Source organism: Elusimicrobiaceae bacterium, assembly GCA_017528825.1.
GTDB lineage: Bacteria > Elusimicrobiota > Elusimicrobia > Elusimicrobiales > Elusimicrobiaceae > Avelusimicrobium.
The window spans coordinates 162,560-184,260 of record JAFXOI010000001.1 but is presented as its reverse complement, the minus strand read 5'-3'; the positions used below and the strand labels follow the sequence as shown (position 1 = coordinate 184,260).

Below are 21,701 nucleotides of genomic sequence, written 5' to 3'. Positions count from 1 at the left end.
GATACTTGTAAATCAAAGTAAATAATAGTAAATTATAGATAGTGAGGAAAAGAAAATGACAAATAACAATCAAAATACTAAACTGACCGCCACAAAAGCGGTTATCTTAGCCAGAGTATCAAGCCGGAGTCAAGAGGATGGATACTCTTTAGATGCTCAAACTGAAATGTGCCGTAAATACGCAACACAGAATAACTTGCAGGTTGTAAAGGAATATCAAATTGTGGAATCATCTACCCAAGGAGCACGTAAAGAGTTTAATAAGATGATACAATTCGTATCCCAGCAAAAGGGATGTACCGCTGTAATTGCACACACTGTGGACCGTTTCCAACGTCGTTTTAATGAAACTGTAGCTTGTGAACCTTTCATTTTAGCAAGCCAAATGGAACTACACTTTGTGCAATCTAATTTAGTAATCAATTCGGAAAACTACTTCAATAATGCTCTTGTCTGGGATGTGAACGTAATGGGTGCACGGGCTTACATCAATGCCATCAAGGTCCATACCCGAAAGGGAATAGCTCGCAAGATTGAGAAAGGCGAATGGCCATGTAAAGCTCCGGTCGGTTATAAAAACGTAGAGCAGAACGGTAAGAAAACAATCATCATTGACCCAGTAGCAGCACCACTGGTTCAAAAGTTTTTTCAAGATTACGCTACAGGTAATTATTCACTGGAGCAAGCATCTAGGGATTTTAAGAAGGCTGGACTTATCAGCTGTAGAGGTGTACCATTTAATGCAGCCAGTATGCAACGAACACTTACTAATCCGTTTTACTATGGCATAATGAACGTAAAGGGAGCTTTGAGACCACATAGTTACGGTCCTCTCATCTCTAAACAGTTGTTTGACAAATGTCAACAGGTACGTGAAGGTTTTAATAAACAACCACTCCGGTACGATAAACTGCCTTTCACTTTCAAACGGATGATAAAATGTGCTGATTGTGAATCGTACATTTCCAGTTACCACAGATACAAGAAGAATAAAACAAACAACGGAGAACACCACTACGTTTATTTACGCTGTGCTGGCAAAGCAAATAACAAGGAGTGTTCTTGTGGGGAAATCCGTGAAGAAGTAGCTACTAAAGCGGTTATGGAAACACTCAAAGCAATTCAAGTTCCACCTGCTTTGCTGAAAGGTGTACTGGCTCAGCTGATTGGTAAACTGAACACGCAGGAGAAAGCTCAACAGACAGAATTAGCTAACGCACAGCGGCGGTTAGGCCAGATTGCCAAAGAGAAGGAAGTCTGGATACAGAAGGAAGCAGCAGGACTTCTTCCCAGTCAAACAGTTAATGAAAAGCTGCAAGCTCTGGCAGAGGAAGAAAAGAGTCTGCAAGCTAAGCTGTCCGGTAAGCAGAAACCTTCCAAACAGGTAGCGTGGACGTTGGCACGTGCTGTAAACCTGCTTTCACGTTTGCCGGAACTCTATGCAGGTTCGCAGAATTTGCAGAAACGTAAGATTTTGAACCTTTTATTTGCGAACCTCTTAATGAAAGGAAAAAGTATTGAAATTATAATGAAAAAACCCTTCAGTTTCGTGGCCGAAGGGTCTAAGTATTGCGTATGGGGTACTTTATTGCACGAAATGTATAACTACTTTGCATTTGGGCTTTACAGCATCCCTGTTTATAAATCCGAACTCCGACTACTATGAGTATATTATAACAAAATCCGCCAACTTGCTTTCAAAAATCGGTAATTTGGCGGATTTTCAATGCCAAGAAACACATGTCTTATGCACGCTGGCACTGCTCAAAAACTGCTAAATCCCAGGGGATTTTAATGCTTAGGGGTTACAGGGGGAAGAACATATCGGAGTAGCAATAACTCAGCGTGTTGAATATCTTCATGAAAATTAGTCGTGGGCATCCTTCGCACATGTTCTTCGGTAATTTCGTACAGGGGGCAATCTCCTTTTCGGTAATGAGGGAATATGGCTTTGATGTGTGATTCCACAGCTGTGGCATTCATTGGGCTTTGGTAATGCCCTTGTTCTTCACATATCCGTTTCCATTTTTGGCTTTCTTCGGTGGGTAACAGAGAAACGAGGAAATCTTCAAAGCTGTACTCAAAGAAGTATAAGCGTTTTAATCTGGCATTATAAGGTGCTATGTCCTCTCCACGTTTGAAAACATCATAATCTAAAAATACCATTACATCTGTTGTTAATACTCCGCCGAGGTCCTTTTTAATTTTCTTACCCGCCTTTTTGACAGCATCCAACACTTTCTTCAAGGTGTGGCCTTCGGCATTTTCTATTTTGAAACTCACCGGAATATCCATGCGCGAACAATAGGAGTTCAGCTTGGTAAAAAAAGATTTTTCTGAGCTACCTTCAACCACAATATAGATATTTTTGATTTGTTGTGTCATAAGTAAGCGTTTGGAATCCCTCTGTAATGCCCTTCTAAGTATTGCTTACGAAAATTGACATCGTTTCTGGCATTGTCAAAATCAACAACACGGGTGAGAGTAGTGCCTTTGGAAACAGTGTTGTTAATAACCGCAATATCAGATACCCGCACATTTTCATCTTCCAATATGTAGGGATCATGTAAAGATGTAATTAGTTGGGCATTCATTGTATTATACCGTTTGGATTTGAACATCTGTAATAATTCTTTTAACAAACAAGGGTGCAACGAAGCATCCAATTCATCCCAAATAAGGACGCCGCCTCTTTTGATGGCTAAAATAAAGGTGCCGATAATAGAAAATAAGCGGATTGTTCCCTGCGATTCTTCTTGGAAAAACTCAAAAGGGATTTCTTTTCCTTCAATGTCCTTGTGGAACGAAATGATACGATCTAACCGCTGTTTGAGTTGGTGCGATTCTTTTTCAACATAAAACGATGCGGGAGCTACCGTTACTGGTGGCAAAAACGGAATCGTTTTTTCTTCTTGAATCAGCTCTAAACGTGTGATTGTCAGATCCAGAAGTTGGAGAATGTGGGTTATTTCGGCAAAGGCCTCGTCAAAAGATATACCCAAACCTTTGAACGCATCAAATATCATGGAAGGATGCAATGTATTTCCAAGAGTAATTACTCGCGTATCTATAATCAAGTATTGACATGCCCCAGAGATGTTTTGATCAAGACCTGGAAGTCGTCCGGTTAGTTTGGTTAAGAAAGAGTGGATTTGCATATCTCCTTCTGAACATTCCACGGAAAGAATATTGTTAAATTCCGTTAGCCCGTATCCTTTTGTTTCAATGGTTTGTGTTACGAATTTATGGCCTTGTATTTCAAACAGCACCTTCTTTTGGCGGGTAAATTTTTCTTTAATAATGTGTGTTTGATCGTACTCAATAAAGTGTGTGTACTCCGCTCCCTTCCAGATAAAATTCAACTCAAAGGTAGTAGTATTGTATTTTTTGTTTAGTTTGTTTGGAATAAATTTTCCTTTGATACCTTCCCGCAATATATGAAGATAACAAGAAAACGCAGCAACAAGGTTTGTTTTACCCGAAGCGTTTGCGCCGAAAAGCATCAAAAGCGGTACGACTCTATCTCTTCCAGCTTCTAAAAAGGGAATCGTTTCTTTTTCTTTATAGCCATTGGGTGCCTTCTTTTCCATATAGGTTAGCGGCACTGTTGTTTCCAAAATTGATTTGAAATTCACAACCTTAAATGACTTAAACATTTAGCTCCTCCGTTAAATAAACATATTTTCTGTTTATCTTTGTACTAATAGCATAGCATAAAAGCAAATAAAAAGTCAATATAAACGTATTTTCTGTTTATTTAAGTAAAAAGCCACCAAACAGGTATGTGTTTGGTGGCTAATCGCGAAAGAATAGGCGTGTTTTACATCCCCATGTTTTCCCATTCCGTACGCTCTATCTTTGTGTTAAAACCACCAATCAGCAGTTCTTGGTGCTTGGTCAGCCCAGTATAGGACAAGCTGGCTTCCTCATAACGCCGGAACGCAAACACGGCCGAGTTCATGATCTGCTCGTTAAAGATGCCTATATTGACCAGCAGTTCAAAGTCCGGTATTGTTAAGCCCGTTACCTTCTGGAAGAGTTCCGGTTCCAGCTGGGTGATTACGTCTTGCAAGGTTTGTTCGCGGTAGTCCGTCAAATACATAAACACGGGGATCCTAGTTGCGAATTTGAGTAGCTTTTCTTGTATCTCTTTTCGTTTGGATTTAATTTCTTTTTCTTCTTGTGTTAGTTCCTTCTTTTCTTTCTTTGAAAGTTCTTCTTTGTTCTCTTGCTTAGCTTTTTTAAGTGCTTCGGACTTGTTCACTAGCGTTGTGATGTCCTTATTCAAATTACGGAACCCTTCAATGCGAGATAAAGCATCCATGGCCTTGTCGTTTTCCATCAGTTTGAGCAAGGTCGGGTTGTCCACATTTACAAGTAAGGCACTTTGCCAACGCCGTGCCAGCATGGAAGATGCCGTGCCGGAGATAACCAAGTCCAGCAGCTCGCTGGCGTTGATTAGTTCCATAGTGCTGCCGTCATAACAGAGCACGGGCAGGAAGTTGATAAACTCTTCCACACGCTTTTCCGGCGATTCCTTACTGTTTGCGTTTAAGCGTGCACTGTATTCGGCAATCTGGCTCAATGCCCGATCCGGTGCGAAGTCAAACACATAACAGGTATCTTTCACAATACCTTTTTCATTTGGGTTCGTTCCGTCCGGATTTTTAACCGTCCAGGGAGATTGCACACGGAAGGCCGATTGAAAATAAGTTTCTGGGCTGGACGTATTACGCAGCATAAAAATCCCGCCCCATTCCGGCACTGTTACACCTGTGGTAAGTTTCCCACAGGAGAGCGTGATCGTTTTTGTGTCAAACCCTTTGCCGATGGCACGCCGGACAGGTTCCAGGGCATCCACGCCCATTCCGGCTTCATTTCCGGCACAGACAATCACCTTATATTCTTTATAAACCGGATGCTTGCTTAGTAACGTACCCATTGCTTTGCAGCTGGCCACGGACGGCAAAAACCAAAATGTATGGCTTAGGGCACTGAGCAAACGCACGTCGGAATATGGCATCGGCGGTTTCTTGCCGATTTTCAGTTCATCTAAGGTGGTGGGTTTGTATTGACCACGGATCAAATTTAGCCAGTCGGCCACTTCTGCTTCGTGCACAAATTTACACACGGAACCTTCTTCTTTTGCTTTGAAAAACTCGTTCAGGTCAAATTCGTTATACTCACCCAGCAAGGCAATGGAACGTATTTCTTCCGGCATTTGGTAGGTCATCATCACCATTTGGGGAAGCTCCAAGTACGGGTTTTCTCCTTGTTTGGGATCCCAGTTGTTTTTCTCGCGTTGTTCGTCGGTATAAGTCCAGTTGAAGATTTGGTCTTCTAAAAACTCACCGTTGTTTAACGCACGGAACGGCGTGCCGGACAGGTACAAATAAGCACTGGTGGTTAGTGGCATCTGCTCTTCATCGTAGTATTCCAAGCCGTCGCCGTCTTGTTTTTTCTGTTCTGCTTTGTCTTCGGCATCGTACAGATCCTTTGCGTTTTCACGCCAGGCCCCAAAGTGGTATTCGTCCAGTATAATGCAATCCCAGTTTATACAGTGAATCTCTTCATTACGCGGTTTAATACCGCCCGCATCCGTTTTTTGCAGTACGTCTTGGAAGCTGGCAAACCACACAAACGGCTTCTTGGGATCTATTTCATTATATTGTGTTCCGGTACGGGAAACGAATTGCCAGTCCTTGAAATCCACATGGCTGACTAGATCCGATTCCCACGAATTTTGCACCGCTGGCTTAAATGTAAGCACCAGCACCTTTTTCCAGCCCATCTCTTTGGCTAATTGGTACGCGGTAAATGTTTTGCCAAACCGCATTTTGGCGTTCCACAGGAAGTGCGGTGTTTTGTGTTCCCGCTCATAGGAAAAGTTTTTGAAGTATTCGCTAGTAACTTTGACCGCTTGGGCTTGTTCGGGCCGCATGGCAAAATCCATCCGGCGTTCGGTGATAGTGGTTTTGTGGTTTTTAACGGCAAAGATGGCCTGTTCCACCTCTTCCAACGTACATTCAAACCATTCTGTATGCTTGCCTTGCGTGGTGCGTTCTTCTGCCCCGTTTTTACGCAGGATGCGGTGCACATCCTTATCAGTAAAGAACGTGCCGTCTTTGCGGATGGCAACGTCTTCCAATAGCACTTCAAAGGGGTTATCCACGGGTTTATGGGTAGGGAATTGTTGTCGGATCCGGTCCACTACATTGCCGGTAGTGAATCCAATTTTTAGGAACCCACGGCCATTGCGTTTGCCTTCCCAGTCGGCGGTCTTATATTGCGGTTCCGTATAGACATATATTTGTGGAATCTTGTGGCTGTTCAATAATTCGGGCATGGGGTTCTCCTATTCCATCGGCTTAATCATGGACTCTATAAAGTTGATTTCGTCCTTCGTCAGTCCGTACTTTTTGTATAACTTGGCATCCGTCCACGGTTCGCTAAAATCTTGCATTGGCACATATTTATAAACAGCCCTTCCAGCTCCTTGGTCCTGTTTTCTAATACCTACCATGCAACGGAAGAATTTGGTTTTAATATAACTAAAACAGTTCTCCATTTCCTTTTGGGTTTTGAAGGGCCCAATCTGAATGAATGTTTCGGTGCATAACATTCCTGGCGTGGCCAGGACTGGCGTGGCTGGTACTTCTCCTATCTCGCCACATCCATAATTGCGTGTCATAAAAATTTTATAATCATGGAGCATATTACGTTGTGGGATGGGATAATCGGGCGGAATAAAACGTGATTCTCGTCTTAGGTGGCATAATCCCACAACTTCGTATCCGTCTTTAATTCTTCTGCACCCCATTTTTGGCAAGTCATATTTGATTGGGTGTTCAAATACATCTCCGCGTAGTCCATAAGGTTTCATGGCTGATACCAAACTCATAAAACTTTCTTCTTGTTTGGCTTGGACTTTATCTTTGATGGGAATAAGTTGATTACACCGGATAAAAATGTCATCTCCTTCTTCTACCAAGTAGCGTTTTGAATGGCTAACACCGTTTATATCATGTCGGTAAATGTCGCACTTTTGTTCAGAATCGCGTGTCCACAAGAAATAACACACACCACCTTTAATATCTACCCCTCTGAAACACTCATTTGAATCTGCAAAATCGTGTAATGTTTTGAAATGTTTATCATGAATCATCGTGCTTCGGAAAGCATCCAATCCTTTGCCCCCAGTCATCCAGCGGGAAGGTATAATCATGGTTAGATACCGCGGGTTTAGTCGTTTGGCTTGTTCTACAAATAACTGATAAATCGGGCTGGCACTTGCTTGTGCTCCACCATCACTTAGTTGATACGGCGGATTGCCGATAATTACGTCAAATTTCATATCTTTTAACCTCTTGAAAACTGTTTTGTTGTGTTCTTCGTCGCAGTGAATAAAACTGTATGCGTGGGTTTCTAAAATGTCGCCACGGTCGTACTGGCTTTGGCTGGCCCCGCATAAGGTGCATTTGCCGTTTTCCCAGACGTGTTCCGTGCGAGTATAGTCAATGTTGCCGTCCGGTGTGCTAAATGTACAAATGGAGTATTCCCCATCTGCTTTCTTGGAACAGTAAGTGGAACGCCGTGCCAAAAGCCCTGTCAGCTCCGTAATAGCCAGCCCGTACAATTGGTTTGTAAAGATGTGCCGGATCCGCTTTTCCAGGTCGGGAATGAGTTCTTTTTCGCCTTCAATCAAGCGTTTGGCAATTTCCCGCAGGAACACGCCGGATTTGCAACCAGGATCCAAAAACTTTGTTTCCGTACTTCGGAACAGTTCGGGCGGAAGCATATCCAGCATTTCATTTACCAGCTTGGGTGGTGTGAATACTTCGTCGGAAGACAAGTGGGCAATGCAGTCCAAAATGTCCGGCTTGTGCAATTCTTTTAAGAACGTCATTTAGTTTCCTCCAATAATTTGCGGTAATGTACAGGCGGGTAACGTTTAACAGCTTGCGGAATGTACACGGGTTGCTGTTTTTCGTTTAAGGAAGACGTGCCGAACAAGTCCAGTCCGTCTTCCGGTTTATTGTTTAATGCTTGGAAAGCGTACTCTTCCCTATTAAATCGGTAGCCGAGCAGTGTCCACTGGGTGAACGTGATTTTGTCTATTCCGTTTAATGAATCACCTTGCAGAATGTTCTTACTTAGTACAAAGCGGATGATGTTTTGAAATGCTTCATCGGGTTTCTTACGCAGGGAATCTTTGTAGCACTGTACGGCCATATCAAAAAGGCGTTGGCGGGATTCTTTGACGTTGTCTTCTAATAAGTCAATGCCGTAGATGCTGCCTAAGGCGGAGAGCAGTTGGGCTTCAAAGTCGGCCCGTTTAGTGCGGTAGCGTGCCCGTAAAGTTTTGAGCTTGCGTTCCAATATGGCAGTAAGGAAGTTCCCCGTGCCGCATGCGGGCTCCAAGAAGCGGCTGTCTATGCGTTCCGATTCATTTTTGACCAGGTCCAGCATGGCTTCCACTTCACGGCGTGCGGTGAGCACTTCGCCAAAGTCGGCCACGCGTTTCTCGCTTTTGATTTGTTGTTCCTTTCGTTCCGTCATAAATATATGGGCGGAATCCAAAGGAAAAGCGGACAGCTTGGGGATATAAAAACGGCTGTATTACGTCCAGGTCTAAGCTCAGCCCCGGATATAAACAGCCGTAACCCCTTGCCGTCTTTGCAGACGGCAAGAAGCATTTTCGGCATAAGCACCGAAAGGGATCAGCTCTCAGTGTCTATGCTTAAATTGGCTGTTTTGGTGAGCTTAGATATTGGTTTCCCAATAGCTATCCTACTCTTCCAGCAGGATCCCAAAAACAGTAAAAAAGTTTATGCCCAGTTCGGGCTGTTCTGTTTTATCTCCTTTGCAAATTTAATGTGATACTTCCATTTTAGCAAACCTGTACCCAGATGCGTATAAATTCCCATGTTTGGTTGTGTTTTGTAGGCCAAAAAAATCATTTAGAACAGATGGATTGAATATAGAGGGGTAAAAATCAGTTCAAGACACCAGTTAAATGCTTACAACCTCCTTAAAAGGCGCAAAAACAGGTCTTTGGTGTTTTTGAAAAAAGGACATTTCTCCGACGGTGGGGGATTTTTTTGAACACTTAGGTTGATTATAGGAAGGTAGAAGGTTCCGTGTTGTGCCATTGAAATACTGTCAGTGGCCTTCAAAACATGAATTATAACCTTTGCCTACTATACAAGATGAGTAAAGATCAGACGTACTCCGCTGAAAATTTAACTTCATTCAGCGAAGAGTTTTTAGATAAGACAAGACAGCTGTTTCAGCCGCTTGCTGGTAGAGATTTGAGTGATGAAGAGTGTGCCCAGATTGCCAGAAATATGATCGGTTTAGAAATGTTGTTACGTCAGTTGAGGATAAAATATGCGTAAGAAAGTGCCTATACATTTGATTAAGAAGGACAAAACTTATACTTCCCAAGAGTTAGCAGATACTTTGAAGGTACATGTGCGTACGGTACAAGCATGGCATAGAGATGGACTGCCCGCGTTGCCGGACACGTTCCCTTTACTGTTTAAGGGGGAAGAAGTGAAGACGTATTTGTTTCAGCAACGCAAGGCACAGAAACAACCGCTACAACCGAATGAATTCTTTTGCATGCATTGCCATGCTCCCAAACGAAGCGTGTCTGGTTGTGTCCGGATCGTACCAAGCCACAAGAAAATGGGCCAATACCAGCAGTTCCAAATTGTAGGAAAATGTGAAACGTGTGGCAACGAAATAAGCCGTGTCGGTTCTACTAAAACACCGGAAGTGTTGGAAATCATGAAGCAGTATCAGTCCGAAAACCAAAAAACAATACAGGAGAATACCATATGACATTAAGTATTAGTGTGCAGCATGGATCGTTAGTGAAATGCTGTCAGTATAATGAAATTAGAAACCAGGAGAAAAACCATGACTTACAATAGCATAAACGAACAAATGAAACGTAAATATGAAACCTATCTAACCCATTCCAAAGGTTTGGGTGATGACAGTATTAAAGTAGCTCGCAGAGCACTTGCCAGGTACGACGCCTTTACCAAACACGCTGATTACAAAACATTCAATGCCCAGAAGGCCATTGATTTCAAGGTGTATTTGCAAGCTCAAAAGTTAGCCAAAACAACTCATGCAAACTGCATCAAGCAGATGAAACAGTTCTTTGAGTGGCTTTCATGGCAACCTGGGTATAAGAGCAAAATCCAGCGGGATGCGGTGGACTATTTAAACCTTTCCCATAAAGAAAAGCAACTTTTAAGAACCGGAAAGCTAGAACATATCCCGACTTTGGAAGATGTTAGGCAGCTGGTGGAATCTATTCAGCCACTTACAGAAGTGGATCAGCGGGATCGTGCTCTGATTTCGTTCCTGTGCCTGACAGGAATGCGTGATTCAGCAGTGGCCACTTTATCCTTAAAAGCGTTTGATGCAAACACCCTACTGGTGGATCAGAATCCGGAAGACGGTGTAAAAACCAAATTTACCAAACGTATCTATTCCAAAATGTTCCGCTTTGATGAACAAATGGCGCAGTATGTGCTGGATTGGGTGGCCTATTTGTATAAGCGCGGTTTTGTAGGTACGGATCCGATGTTTCCACGCTCCAAGAACCGCAAAGAAGAAGGCAATCTGAGCTTCCAAGATGCCCTAGAAGTGGAACCCGTGTTTTGGAAGGATGGAACTAACATCCAGCGTGTAGTGAAGCAACGTGCCGAAGAAGCCGGATTAAAATACTTTCATCCCCATTTGTACCGACACCTTGCCATTCAGTTAGCTATAAGCAAAGCACAGAATGGAAAAGAAATCAAGGCCGTGAGCCAAAATTTTGGTCATGAAGAAGTGGCCACTACATTGAACGTTTATGGTAACTACCAACCAGCGGAACTGATATCCGTTTTGAAGAATATAGACGGACGACAAAAGGAAGTCAGTGTGATTGAACAGCTTACGCAACTGCTTCCTTCTATTGTAGAACAACTAAAAAAAGGAGATAATAAATGATATAATATGATATATGATGCCACTTATAGATGAGTTGGAAAAGTTTAGATTAGAGAGAAGGATTTCACAAGCCAAGCTAGCCGAAATGTTAGGCGTGTCATTTGTTACAGTTAATCGTTGGTTTAACGATAAGACCGTGCCAAACAAAATGCAGCAGTACCATATAGAGAAGCTGCTAAACGCAAAGGAAAGTTAAGATGGAGAAAGCCGTATTGTATTTAAGGGTGTCCAGCAAAGGCCAAGAAGATGGCTATTCGCTAGATGCCCAAGAAAAGCTCGGTAAAGAGTATGCCCAGAAACATAATTTAGAAATAGTTCGTACCTGGCGCGGATCAGAATCTGCCTGGGGTAAAAAGAAACGTTGCAGGTTCATTCAGATGTTGGATTATGCCAAAAAACATTCGGAAGTTAAGCACGTGATCTTTGATATTTTAGACCGGATGACGCGTAATGATTTTGACAAGATCAAGATCAAGGAACTGATAAACGAATATGGCAAGACCATTCATTTCAGCCGTACCAATAAGGTGTACAACAAGGATTCCAACCCTGACGACGAGTTCATGCTGGACATTGAAGTGGCTGTGGCCAAAAAAATGTCAAATGATATATCTCGTAAAACGAAAATGGGCATGGATGAGAAAGCCGAGAGTGGTATTTACCCTTCTAATACGCCGTTGGGTTACTTAAATAAAGAAGGTGAAGTGGAAATTGATCCAGTCAATGCTCCTCTTGTCAAAATGATGTTTGAGAAGGTAGCCAGTGGAGCGTATTCCCTAATTGCTTTGGAAGACCAGATGTTTGTGTTGGGGCTTAGACATAAGACACGTAACACCAAAGTCCGGAAAAGTACCTTGTACCGCATTCTCAAAAATCCGTTCTACTACGGAGAATTTGATTGGGGAAAGAAACGATACCAGGGAAACCATACACCGCTCGTAAGTAAAACGCTTTGGGATCAGGCCAATGCTAAGTTATCCGGCAATCATCGGCCGTATAAAACCAAACAGAGCTTCGCTTTTAAGGGTTTGCTTCGGTGCGGACATTGTGATTGTACGATTCTGGGGCAAATAGCCAAAGGAAAATACACTTACTACCGATGCAGCTTTTCCAAAGGACAGCATAAGCACGCTGGTTATTTATTGGAAGATGACCTCGCAGCCAAGTTTGAAAGTGTTGTGGATAAAATTGTGTTACCTGCTGAAACTGTTACTTGGTTGAAAGAAGGTATTGCAGAGATGGCAAAGCAAGCCGAATCCGTAAAAAACCACCAGAGAACCACCTTGGAAACAGAACTGAAACATGCCGAAACCAAGCTCAGCAAGCTGTATGATTTGCGTTTGGAAGGTACTGGCAGCCAAGAGATGTGGAACCGCAAGGAACAGGAGATAAATGCGGAAATAGCTCGTATTCAGCAAGCACTTCAAGCTATAGGCACAGATCCGGCCACAATCGTTCAGAAGAGCGAAGAAACGCTGGAAATTGTATCTAATTTAGGTACATTATTCCGGAAAGCGGATAATTTTGACAAAGCCAAAATTGTGCGTATGTTGGGGGAAAACTTCGTATTGGATGAGCACAACGACATTCAAACGCAGTATCGGATGCCGTTTAACTTTATAGCCGAAGCAAAGGAAAAGGAATTGCGCTTGGAAACAAGCGCAGTTCCGACGGAACTACTACATAATAAATCCCCAGAACTTAAAAGTTCTAGGGGTTTAATATGGGGTGGATGACGAGATTTGAACCCGCGACCTCCGGTTCCACAGACCGGCGCTCTAACCAGCTGAGCTACATCCACCATAAATCGGTACTATATTGTAGCAAGTTGAAAGGCTAATTGGCAAATATTCGGCATTTAACAAACCTAATTTCTTTTTTACAAAAACCCGCTCTTTTGAGCAGGTTTTTTGTTGTATATTTATTTCAATTTATGCAAATCACTGAATTATTTCGTTTTTTGCACCGTGCAAGCTAATCTGGCTTGTTTGGGAAGGGAAATTAACTTGTCGGGATTACGCAACGGGAAGTAGTACGGGTGATCCAACGCTTCTACTACTTTTTCAACGAGCGGCTGATAATTTAATTTCATCGTGGTTTGTATCAAATCTTCCAGTACAACATTGGCTTCTTTGAGTACTTGCTTTCTATTAGAGGTATGGCTGATTACTTCAACAAGTTTCGCATGCTTAGCTTTGATAACTTGCAACCCGACTTTAAAATTTTCGTTGTATTTAATTAGTTCGTCCAATTTGTCTTCAGCTTGTTGAGCTTCATTATTTGCTTGAGCTTGTAATTCGGATTGATGTGCAATTTTACTAATAACTGCAACTGTCCCAGCGATGACAACGGTCGAGATATTGGTGCCAGAGGAGACTTGTTGTTTCTGCACGGAAGGTGCGGATGAATGTTGAGAAGGATTACCAAAGTTAGGGTCCATAATACGAACTGCCACAGCAGGACTTTCAGCATATGCCATCGTTGCCAGCCCTAACAGACATACCAGCATCATTAATTTCTTCATATATTTCTCCTTGAGATCCGCTGGTGGCTTGCGCTCAGCGAACTGATTAATCTACTACACTTACAGTATCTTAAAAACACAATCCCAATATCAAGTGTTTTTTAGCCCCACTCTTTTTTAGGTCTAAAGACCTAATTGCCAATTTTTATACGAACAGCAAAATTTGTAGTGCTTATAACGATTGGCAGTAGTAAAACGGAAATGCTATGATAAACATATGCATATCGTGACTATATGGCTCATGGCGTTAGGTTTATCTATGGATAATTTGGCTGTTGCATTAGCAAGCGGCACCGGAATGCATCGAGCCCTTTCATTTAGAAAAATTCTGTTTATCAGTGCTTTATTTGCCATTGCCCATGTGGTGATGTTTAGTGCGGGGTGGTGGGGAGGAGCCGAATTAGGCCGAATTATTCATCATTTTGATCACTGGATATCTTTCACCTTGCTAGGTTGGGTGGGCGGAAAAATGGTATGGGAAAGTCACTCATCAGCAGAGCATATACCGGGGGTGAATTTGACCGGTTTTGAATGCATTGGTCTAGCATTGGCTACCAGCATTGATGCCTTGGGCGTAGGAGTAGCGTCTGCCTTTGGGCAAATTTCTTATGTAAGTACGCTTATAGCTCTGTCTGTTTGTGTGTTTTTGACCAGTATTTTTGGTTTTTTGATGGGAGCTCTATTAGGTCGTCAATTCGAGAAATATATGGAGGCCTTTGGAGGCGTAGTGTTAATAGGACTTGGCATAAAAATACTGCTCAGCGGCCTTGGAATTTGGTAATATAAATCAAGACTATCAATAAGGAGAAACTATGGGACTAATTGCAATGATTATTATTTTCATTTGTCTTTGTACAGACAATATGGTGACAGCAAATATGTCGGCCATGAACATGGAACTAAAGACAAAGAGTATTTTTTCTATCAAGGCGGCCTTGTTTTTTGCTGGGTTTAACGCCTTGTTTTTTACGTTAGGATATATTGTTAGTATTCTGTTTTTCCGCGGATATTTTGGTCCGGCTAACAATTGGATTGCCTTTTCCTTCTTGTTGCTCTTAGGTATCAAATATATGCTGGAGACGATTGAAAAATCTCCCAGTTTTAAGGAAACAGAAGTTGATGACTGGAAAAAGATGTTACGTGTTTGTACGCTGTCCGGTTTACAGTTTGGTTTTGTGGGATATTCTTTAGAATTAATGAACAAAAGTTGGTTCCCGCAAGTACTCTTTTTACTGGTAATTACGTTTTTGATGACTATTTTGGGTTTTCACTTGGGAAGCAAAACATCCAAGACTGTCTTGAGTAAACGGGTAGAATTCGTAGCCGGTCTGGTGCTGGTTATCATGGCAGTGCGCATGATTATTTTATAAGAGAATAAAGTGGTACTATAAAAGCGGAGAAGAATAATTTCTTCTCCGCTTTATTATCGTTTTAGCGTCGCGAAATAAAAGAGCTTGACATCGTTTTTTTTAGTATCATTTAAAAAATTACATAAGGAGGAAGTATATGTTTGTAAAAAGTAACAGAGCATTTACGCTCATTGAGTTGCTGGTTGTAGTGTTAATTATCGGTATTTTATCTGCCATTGCCTTGCCGCAGTATGAAAAGGCGGTCATTAAATCACGCTTTGCTGAAGCGTTTATAAATCTCAAAGCCATTGGAGATGCTGTGCGTATTTGCGAATTAGAACACGGAAGCACCGGAAAAACAAATGATTGTGACAAATTTGATAATCTGAGTATTTCTATAGGAGAACCAGATGGTCATTGGACTTCAAGTAAATCATTTTGGTATTACACGTATAGTACGGGAGCGGATGATAACATTGCCAGTGCCGATTATAGGTTTGGGGACGGCACGGATGTTTGCGTGTGTTTAGATCGGAATGGAAATATAACTGGACGAACGGGAGATTGCGATAGTAATCCTTCTATAGATGTCCTTAAAATGCTGAATATAGAAGAAGATGAAGATTGCGCGTGTTGTTAAAGTGAAAAATTGAGAAACACCTTTTCAAGTGTACACACAAAAAACGCCCTCGAATAGAGGGCGTTTTGTTATAAATCAAAACAACTTATTTTACCAAAGCTTTCCAGGCGGCCAATTCTTCTTTGGCTCCTTTTTCGGTGGCTTTGGTGGTTTCTTTTACTTCAGCTTTTTTGGCGCTTAAAGCAGCTTTAGCTTCGTCTAATCGAGCTTGGGCAGCGGCTTTTTCCTCTTTGCTGGAGGCGTTCTTTACCGCGGCTTTGGCTTCATCGACTTTGGCTTGGGCCGCATTAATTTTTGTTTGGCCTTCGGCTTTCACTTTCGCTATTTGGTTTTTGGCTTGTTCTTTTTGAGCTTTCAAAGCAGCTTTTTGATCTGCAGCGGCTTGTTTGGTTTCTGCTTTTTTAAGTTCGGCCACTTCTTTGGCTGCTTCTTTTTGGGCTTGGGCCGCAGCTTTTACTTGAGCTTTTTGAGCTTCCACATTGGCTTTAGCTTGTTCCTTTTGAGCTTTAGCGGCTTCTTTGGCTGCTTCTTTTTGGGCTTTTGTTTGTTTCACTTTTTTGCCAGTGTTTTGGCGGGCAGCTACTACTTTGGTTTGCACGCAGTTAATATAGCAATCTGCATCTCCGGCTTGGCAATCGCAGGTTTGAGCGGCAAATACCATGCTGGAGGCGGCTACTGTGCACAGTACAGCAAATATTTTTTTCATGTCTTTCTCCTTTTGCAACTTAACATCTATTTATCATTTTACAAAAATACACAGATTTATTTCAGGGTATTACGTTGCTTTTTAGTAAAATATAAGTATGGAAATTTCGTTTTTGACTCAATTATTACTGGCTGTTTTGGTATTGAATTTACTAGTATGGCCGCAAGTTTCCAAATGGGTGGAAAACCATTTGGAGATATTTCTGTTGATGGTCGGGGTTACCGCCGTTACAATCACCCATGGCTGGAGCCATGATTTTATTTACGACACGCTAAATGCACCGGTAAATGTGGCATTTGTAGTATTGGTAGTCAGTATTATTTTTAACTATTATTCTCGTTACATTTTTCGGGTTCTGTTCTTCTTATTTAAGCATTTGGAGCCGTGTTACAGTTTTGCGGTTTTGGTTTTTTTATTGGGGCTCACCAGCAGCATATTTAGCGTGACGGTGGCGGCCTTGGTATTGGCCGAAGTTTTACAAGTGGTTAACTTGGAGCGCAGTCAAACGGTGAAAGTAACGGTATATGCCTGTTACGCTATTGGACTGGGAGCTGTTCTATTGCCCGTGGCTGAACCGTTGGGGTTGGTAATTTATAATGAACTGGCCGCCGGTCCCAATCAAGCAGATTTCTTTTTCATGCTACGTCATTTTTTCTGGTGGATTGCCCCGGGGATTGCGCTGATGGCTTTGGCGGCCGGTTATACGGTCAGAACGGCTAATACCCAACTACAGCTGCATATCTGCGAGGATAAAGAAAATTACAAAACCATGTTGCGCCGCACGTGGCATATTTACTTATTTGTGGCGGCTTTACATTTAATCAGCACCGGATTGCGTCCGTTTGCGCAAAGTACGATTGCTCATTTGAGCGGAAAGATTTTATTTTGGGCGAATGCTTCTTCGATAATTATTGACAATGCTACGCTGGCTGCCATTGAAGTAACCCCCACCATTACGCTACATAACCTAACGTATACGGTGATTGGACTGGCCGCTTTTGGCAGTATGCTGGTGCAGGGAAATTTGCCCAACATCGTGGCGGCTGAAAAACTAGGCATTAAGAGCCGGGAATGGGCCCGCATTGCGGTGCCGACGGGCCTGGTGCTGATGGCCGGCTATTTTATCGCGTTGTGGCTTTTTGTATAAACTTTAGGCCAGTTCGGCTAATGTATCGGCGATAATTTTTTCTGCTTTTCTATCCATTTCGGCGCGCTCTTGCGCAGAGTGATCATCTAGGCCGGATAAATGCAAGCAACCGTGTACCGCATACATCATCATTTCTTTTAAGATAGAGTGTTGAAACAAAGGAGCATTCTTGCGGGCTACTTGATAGCAAACGTACACATCCCCAAATGCCCAAGATTCGCCCGGCAAATCAAAGGGCGGTTTTTCATGATTAAAAGAAATCACGTCAGTGACGTAGTGATGATTCAAATAGGTTTTGTTAATGCGTAAAATTTCTTTTTCATCTACAAACACAACATTTACATCTGCCGGTTCGCGGCGGAATTTTTTTAACGCTTTTGCGCAGGCCGCCTTGAATAACCGGGTGCGGTGTAAATAGCTGGGAATTTCGGTTTGATAAAAGATATTTATTTGCATAATGTTAGCACAATAAACGGGCCTTGTTAAAGGGCCCGTTTAGTTTACAGAAATTTACTCTTCCCGCGTGGAATGACCACAATGCCGGACGGATCAATGTAATAGCGTTGTGCATCTGTATCTTGATTGATTCCGATGGTTTGTTTGGCAGGAATCGTGTTAAAGCGGTCAATAATAACTTTTTTAAGTTTTGCACCGGCTTTAATTTCACAATTATCCATAATCACGCAGCCTTCCAGCTCCACTCCTTCATGCACAATGACATTGCTGGAAAGGACACAATCTTTAATGGTAGATTTTGGATGAATAATACATCCGTTACTAATCATAGAATTGGCCACAGTTCCGCCAATATACTGCGTAGGGGGAACACGAAATGCGGACGTATTAATAGGCCATTTCGGATTGTTAAGATCTAATTTGGGATGGGTGCCCAACAAATCCATGTTGGTTTGCCAAAAGGATTCAATGGTTCCCACGTCCCGCCAGTACCCTTGTTCTTCATAAGGTTTAATTCCGGGCAGGATTTGGCTTTGAAAGTCATAAGCGAAGGTGCGATATTCAGACAAAATTTTCGGTAAAATATGTTTTCCGAAATCCAAGGAAGGCACATCACAAAATCGTTTTTGTAGCACTTGAAGCAAGACATCTGCGTTAAAAATATAATTACCCATGGAAGCAAAAGCGGCTTTCGGGTTGCCCGGGATAGGGCGTGGTTTAGCCGGTTTTTCATCGAATTGAACAATCCGGTGGTTGTCGTCCGTGCCCAGTACCCCAAAGGCCGAGGCTTCTTTAATAGAAACCGTGTTGGCAGCCACCGTAACATCGGCTTTATTCTTGAGGTGGAAATCAATCATTTGCCGCACATCCATACGGTAGATGTGATCAGCGCCGAAAATAGCCACCAAATCCGGTGCAAAATCCCGTACTAAATTGATATTTTGACGGACGGAATCGGCTGTACCGCGATACCAAATTTCTCCCATACGCATTTGCGGCGGTACGCAAGTTAAAAAGTGATCGGGGATCAAACCTTCCGTGCGCCAAGTGGTGCGCAGATACTCGATTAAACTTTGGGAGAGGTACTGAACTAATACATAGGAAGAAAAAATTCCGGAATTGACAAAGTTAGACAATACGAAATCCACAATGCGGTATTTTCCGCCGAAGGGGACCGATGGTTTAGAACGTTCTTTGGTAAGCGGATAGAGACGCTCTCCTTTTCCGCCGGCCATAATGATACCTAGTACTTTCATAGTTTTTCTCCCTGTGATAATTTTATTCTGCGCCGAGAGGCAAGGTTTTGTTTAATGCTTCAAACGCTTCCCAAGACCACGGCATTTTTTCTTTGAAAATCTGTGCGATGGCATCGGCATATACACGGATTTCATATTGAGCATGGCCGTCGGTGCGCAGTTGTAAAAAGTTTAACAAACTGCGGGCGTTTACGCTCCAATAGAATTGCGTATATTGACAAACGGGCAGTACTCCGCGTGCCATTTCGCGAGCCACACCGGCCTCAATCAACTTATTGTAAGCAGCAAAAGAAGCCTCTACGCTTTCTTCGTATAACTTACGCAAGGCTTCATTGTCAAAATCCGCCGCTACAGAACCTTGGCGGTTTTTAATATCTTGTCCGCGGAAAACAGACGGAATATAAAATTCATCTTTTACTTGGGTATAGCGGGCACTGATTTCATTAAAAGAACCCCAGCGGTGGCGCATCCATTGGCGAGCCACATAGATCGGACAACAAACATGAAACTGAAAGTAGCAATGTTCAAACGGAGTATGATGACGGTGCTCCAGCAGATATTTAATTAAGCGCTTATCTTGTTCTTCGCCCTTCGACACGCCGCCAAAAGAAACCCGCGCCGAACTCACCACGCGGTTATCGCTTCCCATAAAATCTACTAATCGAATAAAGCCTTTATCCAATAGTTTGATTACTTCATTTTTGTTTTCCATATATACTCCGATTATCTATAAATTTCAGTCAAAATAGTTTGTCCGCTGCTTAGTACTTGCGGAATTAAAATACCGCGTGCGGTGCAATTGGTGTCATAGGCAAAACCGCTTAATTCCACGGTTTCATCAATAGCCAAACGACCGTTTTGATAACTTAAAAAGTGAAGTTTCCCGCCGTTGTATTGTCCAAATTGTTCCGAAAGAATACCCAGTTTGGAGGTATTTTCAATGGCCGCCAAGGTGGCGTGGCCTTTGGGGCCGTACACTTGGATGGAAGGATAAAAGGGAATGATCTTTTGTGTATATTTAATTCGGTTTGGAGCAGTGGCAAATTGGTCAGGGCTGTCAATGTATTTGCCATTGTTTAAGCGCATGCGCAATACCCCGTTGTAGGCTGTGTAGACAAAATTCTCTGTTTCCTCGTTTTGAATTTCATATTCATTGATACCGGTTAACCAATTTCCTCGGGTGGCGAAAGAATCTTTTGCTAAAGAAAAACGCCCTTTTTCGTACGCTAATTTATGTGCTTCGCCGGGTTTAGCACTGCTGATGAAAGGTTTCTGGGCATAGATTTCTTTTTGTTCGGCACAACCCAGTTCTTTAACAAAGTAAGGCAAGGCGGTCTGACGGACAAATTCTTTGTTCTGTACGTCAAACACCCAAGTAGAAATTTTTTGTTCTTGTTCTTGATAGACCGCGACAAAAAGTTGAGCATATCCGGTGTTCATTACGTCGACCGCTGACAAAGAGAGCGGCTTGTGACCAACGGGCAACGTGTAAGAGGATTGTTCTTGCAACATCTCCCCCGATACGGAGTACAATGCTAAATTCCCTTTTTTGTCCAGCACGGCAATTTCTTCGTCAGGGAAAGGTAACAAATCCGCTTTTACCGCGCTGATTACTTCCCGTTCGATTACTTGATAAGAAGTAGCTTTACGGGTGGACTGTGAAACCGCCGCCGCAACCGGAGCATCGGCCGTTGTGGTAGGTTTTACAGAGACCGGCGCGGGCATGTGATTTTCTAAGACGGCTTCTTTGCCGGCATATTGCCCTGCAACGGATATTTGACCGACGGCGTACAACGCTTGCACTTCTACGATTTTTCCTTCTTCGGAATAATGATTAATAAGGCCTAAATCTTTACCGGTTTTGGGATTGGTTAATTTCTCTTGTGAGAGAATAATTTTGAAGGTGTCTCCTACCGATACTTTTCGATTATATTCGGAAGTGTCTAAATAGATTTTGTTGCCTTCTTGTTTGACAATGGTTACTTGTGCGGTCACACAAGGAACGAGGAATAGGATGCAAAGTGCGCTCAGCGCCAGTCTGAAGTTTATTTTCATATAATAATGGTATAGCATTTTTGGAGAGAATATGAAAACAAAATTTGAGGAATTAGTGCATACGATTGCTACCTTGCGCGGACCGGAGGGGTGCCCGTGGGATAAAAAACAAACTCATGAGAGTTTGATTAAATGCCTTCGCAATGAAAGCGAAGAATTGGTACAAGCTATAGAAAAGAAAGATGATGAAAATATGAAAGAAGAGCTGGGGGATGTGTTGCTGCAGGTATTAATGCATGCGCAAATTGCCCGCGAAGAAGGCAAATTTTCCATAGAAGATGTGATTGTTTACTTGGATGAAAAACTCCATCGGCGCCACCCCCATGTGTTTGGAGACCACGCCAAAGCCGCCACCCCGGAAGAGGCCTTAGCCGTCTGGCGGGAAATGAAACAAAAGGAACGTGAAGGGAAATAAATATCGTATAGGGATTTGCTATAATACCAACATCCCTTTATAGGAGGATAGATAGTTACGCGCAAGAAACTGCGCTTATGAATAAATTTTAATCTGTTTTTGGAACCGTATGCAGAATACGGATAGCTTTTGGGAAACCA

23 protein-coding genes and 1 tRNA gene are annotated in these 21,701 nt (G+C 42.6%); 12 read left to right on the top strand and 12 right to left on the bottom strand.

All coding sequences use genetic code 11. From position 1 onward, the window contains the following. The first annotated feature begins 55 nt into the window (after positions 1–55). Entirely contained in the window at positions 56–1,666 is a 1,611-nt protein-coding gene (locus tag IKN49_00865) for a recombinase family protein (protein ID MBR3631610.1), read from the top strand. Between the two features lie 125 nt (positions 1,667–1,791). Here IKN49_00865 and IKN49_00860 read toward each other — a convergent pair whose 3' ends face one another. The 5 genes from IKN49_00860 to IKN49_00840 all read right to left on the bottom strand — a co-directional run bounded on the left by IKN49_00860 (position 1,792) and on the right by IKN49_00840 (position 8,559). Then, positions 1,792–2,385, bottom strand: a complete 594-nt coding sequence (locus IKN49_00860; protein MBR3631609.1) for a hypothetical protein — start codon at positions 2,383–2,385, stop codon at positions 1,792–1,794. Beyond that, a complete protein-coding gene (locus tag IKN49_00855; protein ID MBR3631608.1) occupies positions 2,382–3,656 on the bottom strand; it encodes an ATP-binding protein in 1,275 nt (424 codons plus the stop codon). Before IKN49_00855 ends, IKN49_00860 begins: the two co-directional genes overlap by 4 nt. Before the next feature lie 164 nt (positions 3,657–3,820). After that, on the bottom strand, positions 3,821–6,346 hold the full coding sequence (locus tag IKN49_00850; GenBank protein ID MBR3631607.1) for a GIY-YIG nuclease family protein: 2,526 nt from the start codon (positions 6,344–6,346) through the stop codon (positions 3,821–3,823). A 9-nt stretch (positions 6,347–6,355) separates the two neighbouring features. Further along, a complete protein-coding gene (locus tag IKN49_00845) occupies positions 6,356–7,906 on the bottom strand; it encodes an Eco57I restriction-modification methylase domain-containing protein (protein ID MBR3631606.1) in 1,551 nt (516 codons plus the stop codon). Further along, positions 7,903–8,559 carry a hypothetical protein gene (locus IKN49_00840; protein ID MBR3631605.1) on the bottom strand — a complete coding sequence of 219 codons (657 nt, stop codon included), beginning with the start codon at positions 8,557–8,559 and terminating at the stop codon, positions 7,903–7,905. Before IKN49_00840 ends, IKN49_00845 begins: the two co-directional genes overlap by 4 nt. Positions 8,560–8,565: 6 nt before the next feature. Here IKN49_00840 and IKN49_00835 point away from each other — a divergent pair, with 6 nt between their 5' ends. The 6 genes from IKN49_00835 to IKN49_00810 all read left to right on the top strand — a co-directional run bounded on the left by IKN49_00835 (position 8,566) and on the right by IKN49_00810 (position 12,749). Continuing rightward, positions 8,566–8,880 (top strand): hypothetical protein, encoded by a 315-nt coding sequence (locus tag IKN49_00835; GenBank protein MBR3631604.1) that lies wholly within the window; start codon positions 8,566–8,568, stop codon positions 8,878–8,880. Positions 8,881–9,209: 329 nt separating this feature from the next. Beyond that, positions 9,210–9,398 (top strand): hypothetical protein, encoded by a 189-nt coding sequence (locus tag IKN49_00830; GenBank protein ID MBR3631603.1) that lies wholly within the window; start codon positions 9,210–9,212, stop codon positions 9,396–9,398. Continuing rightward, positions 9,391–9,846: a helix-turn-helix domain-containing protein gene (locus tag IKN49_00825; GenBank protein ID MBR3631602.1), complete on the top strand. Its 456-nt coding sequence runs from the start codon at positions 9,391–9,393 to the stop codon at positions 9,844–9,846. Before IKN49_00830 ends, IKN49_00825 begins: the two co-directional genes overlap by 8 nt. A 78-nt stretch (positions 9,847–9,924) precedes the next feature. Next, positions 9,925–11,013, top strand: coding sequence for a tyrosine-type recombinase/integrase (locus tag IKN49_00820; GenBank protein ID MBR3631601.1), 1,089 nt, complete (start codon positions 9,925–9,927; stop codon positions 11,011–11,013). A gap of 13 nt (positions 11,014–11,026) precedes the next feature. Then, entirely contained in the window at positions 11,027–11,209 is a 183-nt protein-coding gene (locus tag IKN49_00815) for a helix-turn-helix transcriptional regulator (GenBank protein ID MBR3631600.1), read from the top strand. A 1-nt stretch (position 11,210) separates the two neighbouring features. Then, positions 11,211–12,749, top strand: coding sequence for a recombinase family protein (locus IKN49_00810; protein MBR3631599.1), 1,539 nt, complete (start codon positions 11,211–11,213; stop codon positions 12,747–12,749). Here the strand turns inward: IKN49_00810 and IKN49_00805 are convergent. Further along, a tRNA-His gene (locus IKN49_00805) sits at positions 12,738–12,814 on the bottom strand. The genes IKN49_00810 and IKN49_00805 overlap by 12 nt on opposite strands. A gap of 147 nt (positions 12,815–12,961) precedes the next feature. Continuing rightward, positions 12,962–13,537: a hypothetical protein gene (locus IKN49_00800; protein MBR3631598.1), complete on the bottom strand. Its 576-nt coding sequence runs from the start codon at positions 13,535–13,537 to the stop codon at positions 12,962–12,964. A gap of 217 nt (positions 13,538–13,754) precedes the next feature. On the opposite strand from IKN49_00800, the gene IKN49_00795 reads away from it, so the two are divergent. The 3 genes from IKN49_00795 to IKN49_00785 all read left to right on the top strand — a co-directional run bounded on the left by IKN49_00795 (position 13,755) and on the right by IKN49_00785 (position 15,526). Beyond that, positions 13,755–14,318: a manganese efflux pump gene (locus IKN49_00795; protein ID MBR3631597.1), complete on the top strand. Its 564-nt coding sequence runs from the start codon at positions 13,755–13,757 to the stop codon at positions 14,316–14,318. 31 nt (positions 14,319–14,349) lie between these two features. Beyond that, the gene (locus tag IKN49_00790) at positions 14,350–14,907 is read left to right on the top strand and encodes a manganese efflux pump (GenBank protein MBR3631596.1); all 558 of its coding nucleotides are present in this window, start codon (positions 14,350–14,352) and stop codon (positions 14,905–14,907) included. A gap of 136 nt (positions 14,908–15,043) precedes the next feature. Then, positions 15,044–15,526: a prepilin-type N-terminal cleavage/methylation domain-containing protein gene (locus IKN49_00785; GenBank protein MBR3631595.1), complete on the top strand. Its 483-nt coding sequence runs from the start codon at positions 15,044–15,046 to the stop codon at positions 15,524–15,526. Between the two features lie 85 nt (positions 15,527–15,611). On the opposite strand, the gene IKN49_00780 is transcribed toward IKN49_00785, so the two are convergent. After that, entirely contained in the window at positions 15,612–16,232 is a 621-nt protein-coding gene (locus IKN49_00780; GenBank protein MBR3631594.1) for a hypothetical protein, read from the bottom strand. Positions 16,233–16,329: 97 nt separating this feature from the next. On the opposite strand from IKN49_00780, the gene IKN49_00775 reads away from it, so the two are divergent. Beyond that, on the top strand, positions 16,330–17,379 hold the full coding sequence (locus tag IKN49_00775) for a DUF1646 family protein (protein MBR3631593.1): 1,050 nt from the start codon (positions 16,330–16,332) through the stop codon (positions 17,377–17,379). Positions 17,380–17,382: 3 nt separating this feature from the next. Here the strand turns inward: IKN49_00775 and ybeY are convergent, their stop codons facing one another. The 4 genes from ybeY to IKN49_00755 are packed head-to-tail and all read right to left on the bottom strand — an operon-like array spanning position 17,383 to position 21,146. Next, a complete protein-coding gene (gene ybeY / locus IKN49_00770) occupies positions 17,383–17,835 on the bottom strand; it encodes an rRNA maturation RNase YbeY (protein MBR3631592.1) in 453 nt (150 codons plus the stop codon). A gap of 44 nt (positions 17,836–17,879) precedes the next feature. Further along, positions 17,880–19,091 (bottom strand): glucose-1-phosphate adenylyltransferase, encoded by a 1,212-nt coding sequence (glgC, locus tag IKN49_00765; protein ID MBR3631591.1) that lies wholly within the window; start codon positions 19,089–19,091, stop codon positions 17,880–17,882. Between the two features lie 22 nt (positions 19,092–19,113). After that, positions 19,114–19,803 (bottom strand): FAD-dependent thymidylate synthase, encoded by a 690-nt coding sequence (locus IKN49_00760; protein MBR3631590.1) that lies wholly within the window; start codon positions 19,801–19,803, stop codon positions 19,114–19,116. A gap of 11 nt (positions 19,804–19,814) precedes the next feature. Beyond that, complete coding sequence (locus tag IKN49_00755) at positions 19,815–21,146, bottom strand: hypothetical protein (GenBank protein ID MBR3631589.1); 1,332 nt, start codon at positions 21,144–21,146, stop codon at positions 19,815–19,817. Positions 21,147–21,177: 31 nt separating this feature from the next. Here IKN49_00755 and IKN49_00750 point away from each other — a divergent pair, with 31 nt between their 5' ends. Next, positions 21,178–21,561: a MazG family protein gene (locus tag IKN49_00750; GenBank protein MBR3631588.1), complete on the top strand. Its 384-nt coding sequence runs from the start codon at positions 21,178–21,180 to the stop codon at positions 21,559–21,561. The last annotated feature ends 140 nt before the right edge of the window (positions 21,562–21,701 follow it).

Coding starts and splice junctions, on each gene's coding strand:
- IKN49_00865 (MBR3631610.1), top strand. CDS start 56: ATGACAAATAACAATCAAAATACTAAACTGACCGCCACAAAAGCGGTT.
- IKN49_00860 (MBR3631609.1), bottom strand. CDS start 2,385: ATGACACAACAAATCAAAAATATCTATATTGTGGTTGAAGGTAGCTCA.
- IKN49_00855 (MBR3631608.1), bottom strand. CDS start 3,656: ATGTTTAAGTCATTTAAGGTTGTGAATTTCAAATCAATTTTGGAAACA.
- IKN49_00850 (MBR3631607.1), bottom strand. CDS start 6,346: ATGCCCGAATTATTGAACAGCCACAAGATTCCACAAATATATGTCTAT.
- IKN49_00845 (MBR3631606.1), bottom strand. CDS start 7,906: ATGACGTTCTTAAAAGAATTGCACAAGCCGGACATTTTGGACTGCATT.
- IKN49_00840 (MBR3631605.1), bottom strand. CDS start 8,559: ATGACGGAACGAAAGGAACAACAAATCAAAAGCGAGAAACGCGTGGCC.
- IKN49_00835 (MBR3631604.1), top strand. CDS start 8,566: ATGGGCGGAATCCAAAGGAAAAGCGGACAGCTTGGGGATATAAAAACG.
- IKN49_00830 (MBR3631603.1), top strand. CDS start 9,210: ATGAGTAAAGATCAGACGTACTCCGCTGAAAATTTAACTTCATTCAGC.
- IKN49_00825 (MBR3631602.1), top strand. CDS start 9,391: ATGCGTAAGAAAGTGCCTATACATTTGATTAAGAAGGACAAAACTTAT.
- IKN49_00820 (MBR3631601.1), top strand. CDS start 9,925: ATGACTTACAATAGCATAAACGAACAAATGAAACGTAAATATGAAACC.
- IKN49_00815 (MBR3631600.1), top strand. CDS start 11,027: ATGATGCCACTTATAGATGAGTTGGAAAAGTTTAGATTAGAGAGAAGG.
- IKN49_00810 (MBR3631599.1), top strand. CDS start 11,211: ATGGAGAAAGCCGTATTGTATTTAAGGGTGTCCAGCAAAGGCCAAGAA.
- IKN49_00800 (MBR3631598.1), bottom strand. CDS start 13,537: ATGAAGAAATTAATGATGCTGGTATGTCTGTTAGGGCTGGCAACGATG.
- IKN49_00795 (MBR3631597.1), top strand. CDS start 13,755: ATGCATATCGTGACTATATGGCTCATGGCGTTAGGTTTATCTATGGAT.
- IKN49_00790 (MBR3631596.1), top strand. CDS start 14,350: ATGGGACTAATTGCAATGATTATTATTTTCATTTGTCTTTGTACAGAC.
- IKN49_00785 (MBR3631595.1), top strand. CDS start 15,044: ATGTTTGTAAAAAGTAACAGAGCATTTACGCTCATTGAGTTGCTGGTT.
- IKN49_00780 (MBR3631594.1), bottom strand. CDS start 16,232: ATGAAAAAAATATTTGCTGTACTGTGCACAGTAGCCGCCTCCAGCATG.
- IKN49_00775 (MBR3631593.1), top strand. CDS start 16,330: ATGGAAATTTCGTTTTTGACTCAATTATTACTGGCTGTTTTGGTATTG.
- ybeY (MBR3631592.1), bottom strand. CDS start 17,835: ATGCAAATAAATATCTTTTATCAAACCGAAATTCCCAGCTATTTACAC.
- glgC (MBR3631591.1), bottom strand. CDS start 19,091: ATGAAAGTACTAGGTATCATTATGGCCGGCGGAAAAGGAGAGCGTCTC.
- IKN49_00760 (MBR3631590.1), bottom strand. CDS start 19,803: ATGGAAAACAAAAATGAAGTAATCAAACTATTGGATAAAGGCTTTATT.
- IKN49_00755 (MBR3631589.1), bottom strand. CDS start 21,146: ATGAAAATAAACTTCAGACTGGCGCTGAGCGCACTTTGCATCCTATTC.
- IKN49_00750 (MBR3631588.1), top strand. CDS start 21,178: ATGAAAACAAAATTTGAGGAATTAGTGCATACGATTGCTACCTTGCGC.